14 protein-coding genes and 1 riboswitch are annotated in these 17,517 nt (G+C 57.2%); of the genes, 6 read left to right on the plus strand and 8 right to left on the minus strand.

Translation table 11 applies throughout. The features are described from left to right. Nucleotides 1–171: 171 nt before the first annotated feature. Entirely contained in the window at nucleotides 172–933 is a 762-nt protein-coding gene (locus AC6I8V_RS03425; protein ID WP_497844526.1) for a DedA family protein, read from the plus strand. On the opposite strand, the gene thiQ is transcribed toward AC6I8V_RS03425, so the two are convergent. From thiQ to sgrR, 4 genes are all read right to left on the minus strand, one after another. Then, a complete protein-coding gene (gene thiQ / locus AC6I8V_RS03430) occupies nucleotides 930–1,631 on the minus strand; it encodes a thiamine ABC transporter ATP-binding protein ThiQ (RefSeq protein ID WP_497844527.1) in 702 nt (233 codons plus the stop codon). The two genes, AC6I8V_RS03425 and thiQ, sit on opposite strands and share 4 nt — an antisense overlap. Further along, nucleotides 1,615–3,225, minus strand: coding sequence for a thiamine/thiamine pyrophosphate ABC transporter permease ThiP (thiP, locus tag AC6I8V_RS03435; protein WP_497844528.1), 1,611 nt, complete (start codon nucleotides 3,223–3,225; stop codon nucleotides 1,615–1,617). Before thiP ends, thiQ begins: the two co-directional genes overlap by 17 nt. Further along, nucleotides 3,201–4,187, minus strand: a complete 987-nt coding sequence (gene thiB / locus AC6I8V_RS03440; protein ID WP_497844529.1) for a thiamine ABC transporter substrate binding subunit — start codon at nucleotides 4,185–4,187, stop codon at nucleotides 3,201–3,203. The genes thiP and thiB overlap by 25 nt, the downstream gene beginning before the upstream one ends. A gap of 47 nt (nucleotides 4,188–4,234) precedes the next feature. Beyond that, nucleotides 4,235–4,332: riboswitch (TPP riboswitch) on the minus strand. A gap of 35 nt (nucleotides 4,333–4,367) precedes the next feature. Beyond that, nucleotides 4,368–6,029, minus strand: a complete 1,662-nt coding sequence (gene sgrR / locus AC6I8V_RS03445) for an HTH-type transcriptional regulator SgrR (protein ID WP_497844531.1) — start codon at nucleotides 6,027–6,029, stop codon at nucleotides 4,368–4,370. Between the two features lie 255 nt (nucleotides 6,030–6,284). Between sgrR and AC6I8V_RS03450 the strand changes: the two genes are divergently transcribed. After that, nucleotides 6,285–7,463, plus strand: coding sequence for an MFS transporter (locus AC6I8V_RS03450; protein ID WP_497844532.1), 1,179 nt, complete (start codon nucleotides 6,285–6,287; stop codon nucleotides 7,461–7,463). Nucleotides 7,464–7,544: 81 nt separating this feature from the next. Here the strand turns inward: AC6I8V_RS03450 and leuD are convergent, their stop codons facing one another. Genes leuD through leuA form a run of 4 tightly spaced genes read right to left on the minus strand, consistent with a single transcriptional unit; the run spans nucleotide 7,545 to nucleotide 12,224 of the window. Beyond that, nucleotides 7,545–8,150: a 3-isopropylmalate dehydratase small subunit gene (gene leuD / locus AC6I8V_RS03455; protein ID WP_497844533.1), complete on the minus strand. Its 606-nt coding sequence runs from the start codon at nucleotides 8,148–8,150 to the stop codon at nucleotides 7,545–7,547. Nucleotides 8,151–8,153: 3 nt separating this feature from the next. Continuing rightward, a complete protein-coding gene (gene leuC, locus AC6I8V_RS03460; RefSeq protein WP_497844534.1) occupies nucleotides 8,154–9,560 on the minus strand; it encodes a 3-isopropylmalate dehydratase large subunit in 1,407 nt (468 codons plus the stop codon). A 4-nt stretch (nucleotides 9,561–9,564) separates the two neighbouring features. Continuing rightward, nucleotides 9,565–10,656 (minus strand): 3-isopropylmalate dehydrogenase, encoded by a 1,092-nt coding sequence (leuB, locus tag AC6I8V_RS03465; RefSeq protein WP_497844535.1) that lies wholly within the window; start codon nucleotides 10,654–10,656, stop codon nucleotides 9,565–9,567. A 2-nt stretch (nucleotides 10,657–10,658) separates the two neighbouring features. Continuing rightward, on the minus strand, nucleotides 10,659–12,224 hold the full coding sequence (leuA, locus tag AC6I8V_RS03470) for a 2-isopropylmalate synthase (protein WP_497844536.1): 1,566 nt from the start codon (nucleotides 12,222–12,224) through the stop codon (nucleotides 10,659–10,661). Between the two features lie 914 nt (nucleotides 12,225–13,138). On the opposite strand from leuA, the gene ilvI reads away from it, so the two are divergent. From ilvI to mraZ, 4 genes are all read left to right on the plus strand, one after another. After that, nucleotides 13,139–14,863 carry an acetolactate synthase 3 large subunit gene (gene ilvI, locus AC6I8V_RS03475; RefSeq protein ID WP_497844537.1) on the plus strand — a complete coding sequence of 575 codons (1,725 nt, stop codon included), beginning with the start codon at nucleotides 13,139–13,141 and terminating at the stop codon, nucleotides 14,861–14,863. 2 nt (nucleotides 14,864–14,865) lie between these two features. After that, nucleotides 14,866–15,357: an acetolactate synthase small subunit gene (gene ilvN, locus AC6I8V_RS03480; protein WP_497844538.1), complete on the plus strand. Its 492-nt coding sequence runs from the start codon at nucleotides 14,866–14,868 to the stop codon at nucleotides 15,355–15,357. Nucleotides 15,358–15,554: 197 nt separating this feature from the next. Continuing rightward, complete coding sequence (cra, locus tag AC6I8V_RS03485; RefSeq protein ID WP_497844539.1) at nucleotides 15,555–16,565, plus strand: catabolite repressor/activator; 1,011 nt, start codon at nucleotides 15,555–15,557, stop codon at nucleotides 16,563–16,565. A 491-nt stretch (nucleotides 16,566–17,056) separates the two neighbouring features. After that, nucleotides 17,057–17,515, plus strand: coding sequence for a division/cell wall cluster transcriptional repressor MraZ (gene mraZ, locus AC6I8V_RS03490; protein WP_497844540.1), 459 nt, complete (start codon nucleotides 17,057–17,059; stop codon nucleotides 17,513–17,515). Nucleotides 17,516–17,517: the final 2 nt, after the last annotated feature.

Raw genomic sequence — 17,517 nt, forward strand, 5'->3', positions numbered from 1 at the left:
ACTCCGGAAGTAAAATCCCGTTAAGTATATCATGGATGTTTATACAGTGTCTGCCGCCACGGCAGTTGGTTATATTGTCAGCACTTTGTCAACATTGGCCTACAATTCTTGCCTTGACGGTGCGGCGCAGGCTCTGGACAATCCAGCCTTCATATTCCGCAGAGGATATTTATGGAAGCCTGGGTTCAACATCTGTTTACGCAATCACTGGAATGGGCGCTGTTTGCTGTCGCGCTGGTGACCTTCCTTGAGTCGCTGGCGTTCGTGGGATTGCTGCTGCCGGGCACGGTTTTGATGGCAAGTTTGGGGGCGCTGGTGGGCAGCGGGCAGATCGGTCTGTATCCTGCCTGGGCGGCCGGTATGGTGGGTTGCCTGATTGGCGACTGGGTTTCCTATGGCATCGGCTGGAAGTTCCAGGGGCCGCTGCATCGCTGGAAATATCTGAAAAAATATAAGGGCCTGCTGGATAAAACCGAACATGCGCTGTATCAGCACAGCATGTTCACCATCCTGGTGGGGCGCTTTGTGGGGCCGACGCGTCCGCTGATCCCGCTGGCTGCGGGTATGCTGGAGCTGCCGGTGCGCAAATTCCTGCCGCCTAACATTATCGGCTGCATCCTCTGGCCTCCGGCCTATCTGATGCCGGGCATTCTGGCGGGGGTGGCGATTGATGTGCCGCAGGCGGCGCAGAGCGGCAGCTTCAAATGGTTGCTGCTGCTGGTGGCGCTGCTGGTATGGCTGGGTATCTGGCTATGCTGGCGCTGGTGGCGCAGCGGGAAAACCACCGACTGGGCCACAGCGTATCTGCCCACGGCGCGCCTGCGCTGGCTGGCTCCGCTGACGGCGTTGATTGCGTTGGCGTCGTTTATCGCGATTCAGTTCCATCCGATGATGCCGATCTTCCGCCATCTGCTGTGGAAAGTGTTCTTTTAACGCGGCATAACCCCGAGGATGGCGGCAGCGGCGCTGTTGCCGCTGAGCAACTGCTCGGTGCTGCCATCCCAGAAAACCCGTCCATCGACAATCACCAGACTGCGCGGCGCAATTTGCCGTGCATCTTCCAGGCTATGCGACACCATCAGCAGCGTGATATTGCGCGCTTCACAGACGCTGCGCACCAGTTGCAGCATCTCATTACGCAGCGCCGGGTCGAGCGCGGAAAAGGGTTCATCCAGCAATAAAATCGGCTGATTGCGCAGCAGGCAACGTGCCAGCGCCACGCGTTGTCGCTGGCCGCCGGAGAGCTGTTCCGGCAGGCGTGCTAGCATCTCCTCCAGCCCGGTTTGCGCGGCGATCTCATGCACCTGCTGTTGCTGCGCGCGGCTCAGCTTCAGGCCGGGGTGCAGCCCGAGCCCCAGATTCTGTTGTACCGTCAGATGCGGAAACAGATTGTTTTCCTGAAACAGCATCGATACCGGACGCGCGGCGGGGGCGCTGTGGGTATGATCCTCACCATCCAGCAGCAGGGTGCCGCTGCTGACCGGCAGAAAGCCGCCAATCAGGCTGAGCAGGGTGCTTTTCCCGGCGCCGCTCGGCCCCAGAATCGCCAGACGTTCGCCGGGCTGCGCCGCAAGCTGGAAGCGCATCGGCAGATGCTGGTAAAGGTAAGTGAGGTTATTCAGTGTCAGCATGACGACCCGGCAATTTTTCCATCAGGGTAAAGAGTAGCAGGCACAGCAGCAGCAGCAGCAGGGCGGTGACCGCCCCATCTGCGCCGCGATAGGCGCCAATTTGCTGGAACAGGTAAAACGGTAGCGTACGGAAATCCGCGCTGCCAAACAGCGCCACTACGCCAAAATCGCCAATCGACAACACGCAGGCAAACGCCAGCGCCTGGGCAATGGGTCGTCTCAGGGCGCGCAGTTCGATCAGCCGTAGTCGGTTGAAGCCCTGCACCCCCAGCGAGGCGCATAGCCTGTTGTAGCGCAGGTTGATATCGCGCATCGGATTTTCCAGCACCTTCATGGCATAAGGAATGGCGATCAGCGCGTTGGTGAAAATCACCAGTCCATCGGCGGATTGCGGCAGGCCAACGGTGGCGTTGAATAGCAGGAAAAAGCCGCTGGCCAGCACAATACCCGGCATCGCGAGGATCAACATGCCGCTCAGCTCCATCGCCTGCGCCGGGATGATTTTATGGCGCTGGCGCAGTTCGCGACTGCTCCATAGCAGCATCATCGTCAGCACCACGCACAGCACGCCTGCGCCGATGGCAATGCGCAGCGACGTCAGGGTGGCCTGCCACAGGGCCGGTTGTTGCAGCGCCCCGGCCACGCCGCCCCGCAGCCCATCCGCCACTACCGCCAGCAGCGGCGGCAGCAACAGCAATAACGCCAGGCCAATCAACAGCGTATCGCTGAGGCGCGCCCGCCAGCCATCCTGCGGGTCGCGCCAGCCGCGTATTTGCTGGCTGCCCGCCGGAATCGCCTTGCTGAAGCGCTGGCTTAGCAGCACCAGCAGCAGGCAGCAACCCAGCTGGAGCAACGCCAGCAGCGCCGCGCGGCCAGGATCGTAATCAAAGTTCAGCGCCTGATAAATCGCCAGCTCCAGCGTGGTGGCCTGCGGGCCGCCGCCCAGTGCCAGCACGGTGGCGAAACTGGCAAAGCACAGCATAAAAATCAGCGCCGCGGTGGGCAGAATCTGCCGCCGCAGCCACGGCCACTCCAGCAGGCGGAACAGATTCCAGCCGCGTAAACCGAGCTGGGCCGCCAGCTGGCGTTGCTCGCCCGGAATGCTTTCCAGCGCCTGCAATAACATCCGTGTCGCCAGCGGCAGATTGAAAAACACATGCGCCAGCAGAATGCCGTGCAAGCCATAGGGCGAGAAGTGATAGTTGATCCCCAGCATGGCGCACAACTGCGCCAGCCAACCGGTGCGGCCATACACGCTCAGCAGGCCGAAGACCGCCACCAGCACCGGTAACACCAGCGTCATGGCGCACAGGCGCAGCAGCAGGTTACGACCGGGAAAACGCCGCCGGTACAGCGCGCGTGCCAGCGGGATCGCGGGCAGCACCGAGAGCAGCGCCGACAGCCACGCCTGCCAGAAAGAGAAGGCCAGCACATGGTGCAGATAGCTGTCGGCAAGCAGGCTGCGCCAGTCGCCAATCGGCGCTGACATCAGCAAGGCGCCAAAAGCCAGCAGCGCCACCGCGCACAGCAACAGCGCGGTGAAGCTGCCGGGTAACAGCCAGCCGGGGATTAACGGCTGACGGCGCGTTGCCATGCACTGATCCAGGCTTTGCTATGTTCGGCCACCTCGGCCGGGCTATATTGCAGCGCGGTTTGCGGCACGTTCAATGCCTGATATCCCGCAGGCAGGTCGCTCTTAATCACCGGATACATCCAGTTGCCGGTCGGGATGGTCTGCTGGAAAGCCGGGGAGACCATAAATTGCATAAACTGCTGCGCCAGCTGCGGTTGCTTGCTGCTGGCGAGCTGGGCCGCCACTTCGACCTGCAAATAATGGCCTTCGCTGAACGGCGCCGCGGCGTAGTTATCTTTCTTCTCTTCAATGATGTGATACGCCGGAGAGGTGGTGTAGCTCAGCACCAGATCGCTTTCCCCTTTCAGAAACAGGCCATAGGCTTCGCTCCAGCCCTTGGTGACGGTGACGGTTTTCTGCGCCAGCTTCTGCCAGGCATCCGCTGACTTATCGCCATAGACCTTTTGCATCCACAGCAGCAGGCCAAGGCCCGGCGTGCTGGTGCGCGGATCTTCATAGATAACGCGCCATTTTTCCGGGCTTTCGACCAGTTCTTTCAGGCTTTTCGGCGGGTTCTTCAGCTTGTTTTTATCGTAGACGAAGGCGAAGTAGCCGTAGTCGAACGGAATAAAGGTGTCGTTGTGCCAGCCGCCCGGCAGTTGCAGCGCCTGGGTATCAACCGGGCTTTTGGCGAACAGGCCGGTTTTTTCCGCAGCCTGCACCAGGTTGTTGTCGAGGCCCAGCACGATATCCGCTTTGCTGTTTTTGCCTTCCATCCGTACGCGATTCAGCAGCGACACACCATCTTCCAGCGCCACGTATTTCAGTTCGCAGCCGCACTGCGCTTCAAAGGCTTTTTTCACCGCCGGACCAGGACCCCAGTCAGCGGAGAAGGAGTCGTAGGTGTAGACGGTAAGCACGGGTTTGGCGGCAAGCACCGGGGCGGAGACCAGCAACAGCACGGGCAGAACTTTGTTTAACACTTTGCGCTCCTTGAGGAGAAGATAAGGTTGAGTCGCAAAGGATCTGAGCAGTGAGGCATCTCAAATCCCTACGCCGGTATTAGCCGGATCAGGTTCGACGGGTCTCTCTCAGCCCCTATAACGCCGGGCACCCCGTTGAGAACGGCTCATTCTAGACATTTCCGGGTCAGGGTGAAAGGTTCACAGCTCCGGTGGCGCAAACCAGGCGGATTTAAAATCAAACCAGCCGAGGGTGTTCATTCGCACGCCGCGCATACTGCGCTGACCTTCCAGTAATAACCAGTGATGGAACAGCGGATGCAGGTTATCGCTATCCACCAGCTGCTTACTCCATTCGGCAAGGGGCAGCGTCTTTTCGCGCCAGCGAGCCGCCGCCTCTTCCCAGTCGATCGGGATACAGTGGTGCATCAGCGGCAGTTCGTAGAGTTGGGCGAATAACGAGTAATCCAGCGGCAGGGTGAAGTTGACGCTGCCCAGCCAGATATCGCTCTCGCCCTCGCCGTTAAACCACTCTTCATAGCTCAGTTCGCGGGTGATCAGCTCGACGCCCTGTTGCGCCAGCAGGGGGCGCAGCGCGTTGGCGATGCCTTCGTGCTCCACATGATGGCTGTACCAGCTGATGGTGAGCTGCTTCAGGTTTTCCGGTTTGCTGACCGAGGTCAGGTCGCGGCGATGGTGCCAGCGCGGCAGCAGGCCATAGGCCGGGAACCAGTAGCGTTGATAGCCGACGCCTGCGTGACTCAGCAACGCGATGGGGTTGAACAGATAGCTGACCCAGCGGCGGAAATGGGCGTCGCGGCCTTTTTCTGAACGCTGGTCATACAGCAGGAAGTAACATCCTTCCTCCAGCCGACTCTCCTCCGATTTCTCATCGGCGGTTTCCCCTTGCAGCTTCACCCCGGCATACACCAGTTCGTCGCTGATTTCCGGCAGCACCCAGATCGACACATCGTCGATCAGCGCGCGATAGCCGAAGTAGTCATCGAAGGCGGCGATCTTCAGCTGGCTTTGCTGGTTGCGTACCACGCTGTATGGACCGGTGCCGATAGGCTGGCGGGCGAAGTCGCGCAGGGTTTGCCATTCACGCGGCAGGATCATGGCGCTGACGCTGCCGAGCAGCCAGGGTAGCCAGTTGTCGGGCTGGCTGAGCTGGATATCCAGCGTCCAGGGAGCGGAGGAGTGCAGCGCGGTGATATGGGAAAACAACGGCTGGCTGCGCACGCGCTCCAGCGTGCTGATCACGTCGGCCATCTCCAGCTCGCGACCGTGATGAAAACGAATTGCCGGGCGCAGGAAGAAGCGCCAGTGCAGCGGCGAGGTTTGTTGCCAGTGGTGGGCGATATCGGGTTCGATTTCCCCCTTTTCCTCATTTACCCGCGTCAGGCCGCTGAAGATTTGTCGCGCCAGATGGGTTTCCGAACGCCGCAGAGGGGAGCCGGGCAGCAGATTGGGCAGCGGACGGTAATAAAGTACGCGCAGAATATGTTTGCCCTGACGGAAGCTGCGGCCCAGATGGGCAGCGATCATTTGCCGCACCTGATTTTTATCGCCGACCAGCTGCACCAGCTGATCGATACGATCCTGCTCCAGCAGATCTTCGGCGCGCTGCTGCTGGAGCGCCAGGCCGGTGTAGCAGAAGCTGAGCAGGGAACGCTTGCCGCGCCCGGCCTCCGCCTGCCAGATTAACCAGCCCGCCTCCTGCATCGCATTCAGCAGGTTGCGCATATGGCGGCGCGAGCAGTGCAGCAACTCCGCCAGTTCGTTCAGCGTGGTTTCCTGATCCTGGCCCTGACAGTTTTGCCACAAGCGGATAAATTGCTGTTGCAGCCGTGAAGAGGACATAAAAGGGGAACTCCTTCTCGTAATCGCTCTGTTTTTCCTGCCTCATATTAGAGGCATAGTGGAGGGTAATGGAAGAGCGGGAGGCATTCAGTCATGAATGGCGCTCTGCCAGCGGTTCCGCCGACGTGGAACCTTTTCTGAGTAGGGTGCAATTTCCCCGCCAGCAGTGTTTTCTCTGCTGGCTTTTTTCGTTTTGCTGTGAAATCTTCTACCCTCTTTTTTGTTGTCCGCTTTCATCCGCAAAGGGATTTCAGTATGAAATCGCTGTTAACGCGTCAACGCCGCGCCAACCCGGTTTACCTGGCCTTTATGGCTGTCTCTTTTATGATGGGTGTGGCCGGTGCGCTACAGGCCCCGACGCTCAGCCTGTTTCTGACGCGCGAGGTGCAGGCGCGTCCGTTCTGGGTCGGCATCTTTTTTACCGTCAATGCCATCGCCGGCATCGTTATCAGCCTGCTGGTGGCGAAACGCTCCGACAACCAGGGCGACCGCCGTAAGCTGATCCTGTTTTGCTGCCTGATGGCGGTATTCAATGCGCTGCTGTTCGCCTTCAATCGCCACTACCTGACGCTGATTACCCTCGGCGTGCTGCTGTCGGCGCTGGCGAGCGTGTCGATTCCGCAGATTTTTGCTCTGGCGCGCGAGTATGCCGACCAGTCGGCGCGTGAAGTGGTGATGTTCAGCTCGGTGATGCGCGCGCAGCTGTCGCTGGCGTGGGTGATCGGCCCGCCGCTGTCGTTCGCGCTGGCGCTGAACTACGGCTTTGTAACGTTGTTTGTGGTTGCGGCGGTGATTTTTCTGCTCAGTATGCTGCTGATCTGGCGCACCTTGCCCTCGGTGCCGCGGGTAGCGGCCTCGCCGGAGCAGGTGCTGACGCAGCTCAGTCCGTGGAAAGATAGCCAGGTCCGGCTGCTGTTTATCGCGTCGGTGATTATGTGGACCTGCAACGTTATGTATATCATTGATATGCCGTTGTATATCAGCACCACCCTCGGCCTGCCGGAAAAGCTGGCGGGTCTGCTGATGGGGACCGCCGCCGGGCTGGAGATTCCGGTGATGCTGCTGGCCGGGCATTACGCCCGCCGCTTCGGCAAGCGCCGCCTGATGTTGCTGGCGCTGGTGGCCGCCATCCTGTTTTATCTCGGTCTGGGGCTGTTCCACTCGCGCACCGCGCTGATGGTGTTGCAACTGTTTAATGCGGCGTTTATCGGCATCATCGCCGGGATTGGGATGCTGTGGTTTCAGGATTTGATGCCGGGGCGTGCCGGCGCGGCAACCACCATGTTTACCACTTCCATCTCCACCGGCATGATTGTGGCGGGGGTGATTCAGGGTACGCTCAGCGAGCGTTTCGGGCATGAGGCGGTGTACTGGCTGGCGTTAGGGCTGGCGGTGCTGGCGCTGGTGATGTCGTCGCGGGTGCGGGATGTCTAAGGCAACTTAAGACTGCGCGCAATAAATTGCGCCGCTACGGGCCACTGCGTACCTGTAGCGGCGCGATTAATCGCGCGGGTTTTAACGTAAAAACGCGGGCTGGTTGGTCTCATAGCTGGCGATTGACGCTTCGTGTTGCAGCGTCAGGCCGATGCTATCAAGGCCATTGATCATGCAGTGGCGGCGGAAGCTGTCGATTTCAAAGCTGTAGCTTTTGCCACCGGCGGTGACGGTCTGCGCTTCCAGATCGACGGTAAAGCTGACGCCCGGCTGGCTGGCTACCAGCTTAAACATCTCATCCACTTCCTCATCGCTCAGTTTCACCGGCAGCAGCTGGTTGTTAAAGCTGTTGCCATAGAAAATGTCTGCGAAGCTCGGCGCAATTACGACCTGGAAACCGTAATCGGTCAGCGCCCAGGGCGCGTGCTCACGGGAGGAGCCGCAACCAAAGTTTTCACGCGCCAGCAGAATGCTGGTGCCTTTATATTCCGGGCGGTTCAGCACAAAGCTGGCGGTCGGCACGGTGCCGGCATCATCATCGAAACGCCAGTCGTGGAACAGATGCGCACCAAACCCGGTACGCGTCACTTTTTGCAGGAACTGCTTCGGAATGATGGCATCGGTATCAACATTCGCTGCATCCAGCGGAGTGACAATCCCGGTGTGCTGGGTAAATTTCTTCGCCATGGCTTAAGCCCCCTGAGTCAGTTCACGAATATCGGCAAAACGGCCAGTGATCGCCGCCGCAGCGGCCATCGCCGGGCTGACCAGGTGGGTACGTCCACCACGGCCCTGGCGACCTTCAAAGTTACGGTTACTGGTTGATGCGCAGCGCTCACCAGGGTTCAGGCGGTCGTTGTTCATCGCCAGACACATTGAGCAACCTGGCAGACGCCATTCGAATCCGGCTTCGAGGAAAATCTTATCCAGACCTTCCGCCTCGGCCTGCGCTTTCACCGGGCCTGAACCCGGCACCACCATCGCGACCACGCCCGGCGCAACATGGCGGCCTTTGGCAATGGCTGCCGCAGCGCGCAGATCTTCGATACGTGAGTTGGTGCAGGAGCCGATAAAGACTTTATCGATCGCCACTTCGGTCAGCTTGATGCCCGGCTGCAAATCCATATAGGCCAGCGCTTTCTCGGCAGAGGCGCGCTCCACCGGATCGGCGAAGGACGCCGGGTTCGGGATAGCCTGATCAACCGCCATCACCTGGCCTGGGTTGGTGCCCCAGGTCACCTGCGGCGCGATATCGGCGGCATCCAGCGTCACCACGGTATCGAATTTCGCGTCGCTGTCGGATTTCAGCGTGCGCCAGTAGGCTACGGCCTGATCCCACTGCTCGCCTTTAGGGGCAAACTGTTTGTCTTTCAGATAATTGAAGGTGGTGTCGTCCGGCGCAACCAGGCCCGCTTTGGCACCCATTTCAATTGCCATGTTACACAGCGTCATGCGGCCTTCCATGCTCAGCGCTTCAATCGCCGGGCCACAGAATTCCACTACGTGCCCGGTGCCACCGGCGCTGCCGGTTTTGCCGATAATCGCCAGCACGATATCTTTTGCCGTGATGCCCGGCGCTGCTGCGCCCAGCACTTCAATCTTCATGGTTTTGGCACGGCCCTGCTTCAGGGTCTGGGTGGCAAACACATGTTCAACTTCAGAGGTACCGATACCGAATGCCAGCGAGCCAAACGCACCGTGGGTGGCGGTGTGTGAGTCTCCACAGACAATCGTCATGCCCGGCAGGGTCATACCCTGCTCAGGGCCAATAACGTGAACGATGCCCTGGAACGGGTGGTTCAGGTCATACAGCTGGATACCGAACTCAGCACAGTTCTTGATCAACTCCTGCATCTGAATACGCGCCATCTCGCCAGACGCGTTGATGTCTTTGGTCTGGGTTGAGACGTTGTGGTCCATGGTTGCGAAGGTCTTCGACGGCTGACGGACCTGGCGGCCGTGAGCGCGCAGGCCATCAAAGGCCTGCGGTGACGTGACTTCATGGATCAGATGACGGTCGATATACAGTAACGGTGTTTCATTCGGCGCTTCGTGGACGACATGTGCATCAAATAACTTCTGGTATAAGCTTTTCATTTTTTTATTTTTCCTCGGCGATGAAACGGGCAATGATGCTGCCCATTTCATCGGTACTCACGGCCTGACCGTCACCGGCCAAATCACGGGTGCGATAACCCGCTTCCAGCGCGCGGTTGATGGCGCGTTCAATGCTGTCGGCAGCCTCACCAGCATTCAGGCTGTAGCGCAGCAGCAGGGACAGCGAGAGGATCTGCGCGACCGGGTTCGCGATGTTCTGACCGGCGATATCCGGCGCAGAACCGCCTGCCGGTTCGTACAGACCGAACTTCTCTTCGTTCAGGCTGGCGGAGGGCAGCATCCCCATAGAACCGGTGATTATGGCGCATTCGTCCGACAGGATGTCGCCGAACAGGTTAGAACACAGCAGCACGTCGAACTGTGACGGATCTTTAATCAGCTGCATGGTGGCGTTGTCGATGTACATATGGCTCAGCTGCACATCCGGGTAATCTTTCGCTACTTCGTTGACGATCTCGCGCCACATTACCGACGTTTGCAGCACGTTAGCTTTATCGACGGAGGTCACTTTGTTACGACGCTTACGCGCGGATTCAAAAGCGATGCGGGCGATACGTTCGATTTCGAAGCGGTGATACACCTCGGTGTCGAATGCACGCTCGTGCGCGCCGCTGCCTTCACGGCCTTTCGGCTGACCGAAGTAGATGCCGCCGGTCAGTTCGCGTACGCACAGGATGTCGAATCCGCGTGCGGCGATGTCGCTGCGCAGCGGGCAAAATGCTTCCAGACCTTTATACAGCGACGCCGGACGCAGGTTGCTGAACAGCTTGAAATGTTTACGCAGCGGCAGCAGCGCACCGCGCTCTGGCTGCTGTGCGGGCGGAAGATGTTCCCATTTCGGGCCGCCAACGGAGCCAAACAGGACGGCGTCGGCCTGCTCGCAACCAGCAACGGTCGCCGGGGGCAGCGGCTCGCCATGACGATCGATGGCGATACCGCCAACATCATATTCGCTGGTGGTGATACGCATGTCGAAACGCGCGCGAATCGCGTCGAGAACTTTCATGGCCTGCGCCATCACTTCCGGGCCGATTCCATCGCCCGGCAATACCGCGATATGAGAAGACTTAGACATAGTTACACCGTTTCCTTCTGCTCAGACTTAAATTTACGCTGCAATTCTTTTTCCACCTGCTTAGCACGCCAGATATTGTTCAGAGCGTTGACCATCGCTTTGGCGGAGGATTCGACGATATCCGTCGCCAGACCCACGCCGTGGAATTTGCGACCGTTGTAGTTAACCACGATATCAACCTGACCCAGCGCGTTCTCGCCGTGGCCTTTCGCAGTCAGTTTGTAGTTCATCAGTTCAGCATCAAAACCGGTGATACGGTTGATGGCCTGGTAAACCGCATCAACCGGACCGTTACCGGTTGCCGCGTCAGATTTGGTTTCTTCGCCGCAACCCAGATTAACCGAGGCGGTGGCGGTGATGCTGGAGCCAGTCTGAACGTTGAATTCGTTCAGCTGGAAATATTCCGGTTCTTCATTCTGCTTATTAATGAAGGCCAGCGCTTCCAGGTCGTAATCGAAGACCTGACCTTTCTTGTCAGCCAGCTTCAGGAAGGCGTCGTACAAAGTATCCAGGTTGTAGTCGGTCTCTTTGTAGCCCATCTCTTCCATACGGTGTTTCACCGCGGCGCGACCGGAACGTGACGTCAGGTTCAGCTGGATTTTGTGCAGGCCGATAGATTCCGGCGTCAGGATTTCGTAGTTTTCGCGGTTTTTCAGCACGCCATCCTGGTGGATACCGGAGGAGTGGGCGAAGGCATTAGAACCGACCACCGCTTTGTTGGCCGGGATCGGCATGTTGCAGATCTGGCTCACCGTCTGGCTGGTGCGGTAAATTTCCTGATGTTTGATATTGGTGTGGACGTTCATGATTTGCTGACGGGTTTTAATCGCCATAATCACTTCTTCCAGCGCACAGTTACCGGCACGTTCACCCAGACCATTCAGCGTACCTTCCACCTGACGCGCGCCGGCCATGACGGCGGTGATGGCGTTACCGGTCGCCATACCCAGGTCATCGTGGGTGTGCACCGACAGAATGGCTTTATCGATGTTGGGTACGCGGTTGACCAACTGGCTGATGATGTTGGCGTACTCGTGCGGCAGGGTGTAGCCCACGGTATCCGGGATGTTGATGGTGGTCGCACCCGCGTTGATCGCGGCTTCTACCATGCGGCACAGATCATCAATCGGCGTACGGCCGCCATCTTCGCAGGAGAATTCCACGTCGTTGGTGTAGTTGCGGGCGTGCTTAATCATATGCACCGCGCGCTCAATCACCTCAGGCAGCGTGCTGCGCAATTTGGTGGCGATGTGCATCGGCGAGGTGGCGATGAAGGTATGAATACGGAACGCTTCAGCGACGCGCAGTGATTCGTAAGCGGCATCGATATCCTTCTCAACGCAACGCGCCAGACCGCAGACACGGCTGTTTTTGATGGTGCGGGCAATGGTCTGGACGGATTCGAAATCGCCCGGTGAGGAAACCGGGAAACCGACTTCCATCACGTCAACGCCCATACGTTCCAGCGCCAGGGCGATCTGCAGTTTTTCTTTAACACTCAGGCTGGCCTGTAACGCCTGTTCGCCATCACGCAGAGTGGTATCGAAAATAATAACTTGCTGGCTCATCGTAATCTTCCTTATGCATTAACTTCGCCGGTGCTACGAGCATAAAAAAACCCGCGCAGGGCGCGGGTTTTTTTAAACTTTCTGCAGGTTCGAATCAGTTGCCGATTCCGCCCACGAGTCTACCGCGCAATGGGGATGCGATTAGTAGTAGACCAAGTAGACGGAAAGAACGGGACATGGATCAAACCTCGTAAATTGAGTGCTGCACATATTGATACTGAGAAAGGACAACGATGTCAACCATAAGTGAATGGTTATTTCTGCACAGCGCTAAGGGGGATCTGCTGTGATTAACCGCTTGTTCAGAGGAAAAACCAATATTAAGCCGCTGCGGATTACCTGAATCATCTTAAAAAATGTTTTAAAAATAAATAATGTTTTTAATTATATGATTTTTAAGGTTTTTAAGGGTGGTTTTTTTCAGGTGATTGAGCAACTTCTGGCAGGTTGTTTAGACGAATCTCATGTGAGATGAAGATTTTAAAGATAATCACGCCAGGAATTAATTGCCTGATGAGATTGTGGACTGAGTCGTGCGAAAATATGCAACGCATATTTCTTATAACACGCTGTAAATAATCTCCGGACCAGCATTATCCTCTGCGGTTCTGCACTGGCATTAGTTTAATCCTCGCGGGCAATTATCACGCCTCAGTGCCTTTTGTGCCGCCATCATCGTGGCGCCGACCTGCGGCGTTTGCCTGCCGGGTTTTCTGCGGTTATGGTAATCGACCTACTCTCAAAAGAATGAACTCAAGTAGATTCCCCTGTACCTGGAAGGCGGAAATGAATTCCGTCTTCTGAGCTTAAACATAAGGTTTTGATCTTAATTGGCGAATATGGGGCAGGATGCAAGTGGCGCAGCGCGAAAGCGAGCGCCAGTTGATTCAGTCCCTCAAGCCTGGAGGCAGAAAATGGAGATGTTGTCAGGAGCCGAAATGGTCGTCCGTTCGTTAATCGATCAGGGCGTAAAACAGGTATTCGGTTATCCGGGCGGAGCGGTGCTCGATATTTACGACGCTCTGCAAACGGTCGGCGGTATCGACCATGTATTAGTTCGCCACGAACAAGGCGCGGTGCACATGGCTGACGGCCTGGCGCGCGCAACGGGCGAAGTGGGTGTGGTGCTGGTGACATCCGGCCCAGGCGCTACCAATGCCATTACCGGGATCGCGACCGCGTATATGGATTCCATCCCGCTGGTGATCCTCTCCGGTCAGGTGCCGTCTTCGCTTATCGGCTATGACGCCTTCCAGGAGTGCGACATGGTGGGGATTTCTCGTCCGGTGGTGAAGCACAGCTTCCTGGTGAAGAACACCGAAGAGATCCCGACCATCATCAAAAAGGCATTCTGGCTGGCGGCAAGCGGCCGTCCGGGGCCGGTGGTGATCGATCTGCCGAAAGATATTCTTAATCCGGCGAATAAGCTGCCGTATGCCTGGCCGGAGTCGGTCAGTATGCGTTCTTATAACCCGACGATTCAGGGTCATAAAGGGCAGATTAAGCGCGCGCTGCAAACCCTGCTGGCGGCCCACAAGCCGGTGATGTATGTCGGTGGCGGCGCTATCACCTCCGGTTGCGAAGCGGAACTGCTGCAACTGGCAGAAACGCTGAATATTCCGGTGACGACCTCGCTGATGGGACTGGGCGCCTTCCCTGGCACCCATCGTCAGTGCGTCGGGATGCTCGGTATGCACGGCACCTATGAAGCCAACATGACGATGCACAACGCCGATCTGATTTTTGGTATCGGCGTACGTTTCGACGATCGCACCACCAACAACCTGGCGAAATATTGCCCGAATGCCACGGTGATGCATATCGACGTCGATCCGACCTCGATTTCTAAAACCGTGGCGGCGGATATTCCGATCGTTGGCGATGCGAAACAAACGCTGACGCAGATGCTGGAGCTGCTGGCGCAGACCGATGTGAAGCAGGAACTCGACAGCCTGCGCGACTGGTGGCAAAGCATTGATAGCTGGCGTGGCCGCAAGTGTCTGGAGTTTGATCGCACCAGCGATCAAATCAAGCCGCAGGCAGTGATCGAAACCATCTGGCGTTTGACCAAAGGCGATGCCTACGTCACCTCCGACGTGGGTCAGCATCAGATGTTTGCCGCGCTTTATTATCAGTTCGATAAGCCGCGTCGCTGGATCAACTCAGGCGGTCTGGGCACCATGGGCTTTGGCCTGCCTGCCGCGCTGGGTGTGAAAATGGCGCTGCCGGAAGAGACCGTTATCTGCGTGACCGGTGACGGCAGTATTCAGATGAATATTCAGGAACTCTCCACCGCGCTGCAATACGATTTGCCGGTGCTGGTACTGAACCTCAACAACCGCTTCCTCGGCATGGTGAAGCAGTGGCAGGACATGATCTACTCCGGCCGCCATTCACAATCCTACATGGAATCGCTGCCGGACTTCGTGCGTCTCGCGGAAGCCTATGGCCACGTTGGGATCGCCATTCAACACCCGGCTGAGCTGGAAGAGAAGCTGCAACTGGCGCTGGATACCCTGGCGAAAGGGCGTCTGGTGTTTGTTGACGTCACCGTTGACGGCAGTGAGCACGTTTACCCGATGCAGATTCGTGGTGGCGGTATGGACGAGATGTGGTTGAGCAAAACGGAGAGGACATAATTATGCGTCGCATTTTATCGGTATTGCTGGAGAACGAATCCGGCGCATTGTCCCGCGTGGTTGGGCTGTTTTCACAGCGCGGCTACAACATCGAAAGCCTGACAGTTGCCCCGACGGACGATCCCACGTTGTCGCGCATGACGATTCAAACCGTCGGCGACCAAAAAGTGCTGGAGCAGATCGAGAAGCAGCTGCACAAGCTGGTGGACGTGTTACGTGTCAGCGAGCTGGGGCAGGGTGCCTACGTTGAGCGTGAAATCATGCTGGTGAAAATCCAGGCCACCGGTTATGGCCGTGAGGAAGTGAAGCGCAGCGCGGAGATTTTCCGTGGTCAGATCATCGACGTCACGCCAACGCTGTACACGGTTCAGCTGGCCGGCACCAGCGACAAACTGGATGCGTTCCTCAACACCGTGCGTGATGTGGCGGAAATTGTTGAAGTGGCGCGCTCCGGTATCGTCGGCGTGTCGCGCGGCGATCGCATCATGCGCTAATTGCTGCAATCTCCATGGCGTCACGATGCTAACCCGGCGGAATGCCGGGTTTTTTTATTTTATGCGCTTGCACACCCTCGCGGATAAAAGCGGTTGCTCAGCATAGTTTTCTGCGGTTAGATGTTACAAATGTTTTACCCTTAGCTAATCTGCGGACTTTTTCGCCAGCAGGGCTTATCAGGAATTAAGGTGTCATCGTGAAACTGGATGAAATTGCGCGCCTGGCAGGCGTGTCGCGCACCACGGCCAGCTACGTGATTAATGGTAAAGCGCGGCAGTATCGTGTCAGCGACAAAACCGTCGAAAAAGTGATGGCGGTGGTGCGTGAATACAATTACCACCCGAATGCCGTGGCGGCAGGCCTGCGCGCGGGGCGTACGCGCTCCATCGGTCTGGTGATCCCCGATCTGGAGAACACCAGCTACACCCGTATTGCCAACTATCTTGAGCGCCAGGCACGTCAGCGCGGTTATCAGCTGCTGATCGCCTGCTCTGAAGATCAACCCGACAACGAAATGCGCTGCATCGAACATCTGTTGCAGCGTCAGGTCGATGCGATCATCGTCTCGACCTCACTGCCGCCGGAACATCCCTTTTATCAGCGCTGGATCAATGATCCGCTGCCCATTATCGCGCTGGATCGCGCGCTGGATCGTGAACACTTCACCAGCGTGGTGGGTGCCGATCAGGATGATGCCCAGGCGCTGGGGGCTGAATTGCGTCAGCTGCCGGTGAAAAACGTACTGTTCCTCGGCGCGCTGCCGGAGTTGTCGGTCAGCTTCCTGCGCGAGATGGGTTTTCGTGAGGCGTGGAAAGGCGATGAACGCCCGATCGATTACATTTACTGCAACAGCTTTGAACGCACTGCGGCGGCGGCCCTGTTCGAGAAGTACCTCGACGATCACCCGATGCCTGAAGCGCTGTTCACCACCTCGTTTGGCCTGTTGCAGGGCGTGATGGATGTGACGCTGAAACGTGACGGACGTCTGCCGACCGATCTGGCGATTGCCACCTTTGGCGACCACGAATTACTGGATTTTCTTGAATGTCCGGTGCTGGCGGTGGGCCAGCGTCATCGCGATGTCGCCGAGCGTGTTCTGGAACTGGTTTTAGCGTCGCTGGATGAGCCGCGGAAACCAAAACCGGGGTTAACACGTATCCGCCGTAATTTATTCCGCCGCGGTCAATTAAGTCGTCGGCCAAAATGAATCATGGGCAGCGTGCTGCCCATGTTTATTTAACCACCTTTTTATTTCCCCGGCCGCCCTTCACGTAAAAAAGCGTAAATTCTCAGCCTGCTGGCTAACAAATTAAGCCGACTACCTTTTCTTATTTGTTTACATCTTCAGCAACGAGCGGTAGCAGAGCTGCCGCGATGATGCTGGGCTTCCTTTCGGAAATCCCCTAAAATGCAGCCGTCGTCGCATATCGTGGGATATTTATCTTAACGAGCAAAAGCGCTTTATTTTTCACCATTTTTTATTGGGTGAAAATTTTTATTCCATTATTCATCAGGTTAATTTTTATTTTGCCATTCATCGCCTTCTTATTCCCTTCTCCGAATAATTTCACGCCCTGTAAAGAGTGATATTCACTCGCCGTTGCGGCTTGACAAGGATTTCCTCGGCTCCGTAAACTCGTTTCGTGGTAAAATGTGGGATAAAGTGGTGAAAAAGGGTATCTGAGGGGTGAGGCTGGCATGTTCCGTGGGGCAACGTTAGTCAATCTCGACAGCAAGGGACGACTGGCTGTACCAACACGCTATCGTGAATTGCTGATCGCAGAGTCTCAGGGTCAAATGGTTTGCACCATCGACCTCCATCAGCCCTGCCTGCTGCTTTATACCCTTCCCGAATGGGAAATCATTGAGAAAAAGCTGTCTCGCTTATCCAGCATGAACCCTGTCGAACGTCGCGTGCAGCGACTGCTGTTGGGCCATGCCAGTGAGTGTCAGATGGATAATGCAGGCCGCTTGTTGCTGGCGAATACCCTTCGTCAACATGCGAGTCTGAGCAAAGAAGTGATGCTGGTCGGCCAGTTCAACAAGTTTGAACTGTGGGATGAACAGACCTGGTATCAACAAGTTAAGGACGATATTGACGCAGAACAGTCGGCTCAGGAACCTTTATCTGAGCGGTTGCAGGACTTGTCGCTATAGCT

The organism is Pantoea sp. X-Soil-TKNS-1207 (assembly GCF_059730485.1).

Excerpts from the sequence above, each read along its gene's own strand:
- leuD (WP_497844533.1), bottom strand. The coding sequence starts at position 8,150 with ATGGCGAAGAAATTTACCCAGCACACCGGGATTGTCACTCCGCTGGAT.
- sgrR (WP_497844531.1), bottom strand. The coding sequence starts at position 6,029 with ATGTCCTCTTCACGGCTGCAACAGCAATTTATCCGCTTGTGGCAAAAC.
- ilvI (WP_497844537.1), top strand. The coding sequence starts at position 13,139 with ATGGAGATGTTGTCAGGAGCCGAAATGGTCGTCCGTTCGTTAATCGAT.
- thiQ (WP_497844527.1), bottom strand. The coding sequence starts at position 1,631 with ATGCTGACACTGAATAACCTCACTTACCTTTACCAGCATCTGCCGATG.
- leuA (WP_497844536.1), bottom strand. The coding sequence starts at position 12,224 with ATGAGCCAGCAAGTTATTATTTTCGATACCACTCTGCGTGATGGCGAA.
- mraZ (WP_497844540.1), top strand. The coding sequence starts at position 17,057 with ATGTTCCGTGGGGCAACGTTAGTCAATCTCGACAGCAAGGGACGACTG.
- AC6I8V_RS03450 (WP_497844532.1), top strand. The coding sequence starts at position 6,285 with ATGAAATCGCTGTTAACGCGTCAACGCCGCGCCAACCCGGTTTACCTG.
- ilvN (WP_497844538.1), top strand. The coding sequence starts at position 14,866 with ATGCGTCGCATTTTATCGGTATTGCTGGAGAACGAATCCGGCGCATTG.
- leuC (WP_497844534.1), bottom strand. The coding sequence starts at position 9,560 with ATGAAAAGCTTATACCAGAAGTTATTTGATGCACATGTCGTCCACGAA.
- leuB (WP_497844535.1), bottom strand. The coding sequence starts at position 10,656 with ATGTCTAAGTCTTCTCATATCGCGGTATTGCCGGGCGATGGAATCGGC.
- thiP (WP_497844528.1), bottom strand. The coding sequence starts at position 3,225 with ATGGCAACGCGCCGTCAGCCGTTAATCCCCGGCTGGCTGTTACCCGGC.
- AC6I8V_RS03425 (WP_497844526.1), top strand. The coding sequence starts at position 172 with ATGGAAGCCTGGGTTCAACATCTGTTTACGCAATCACTGGAATGGGCG.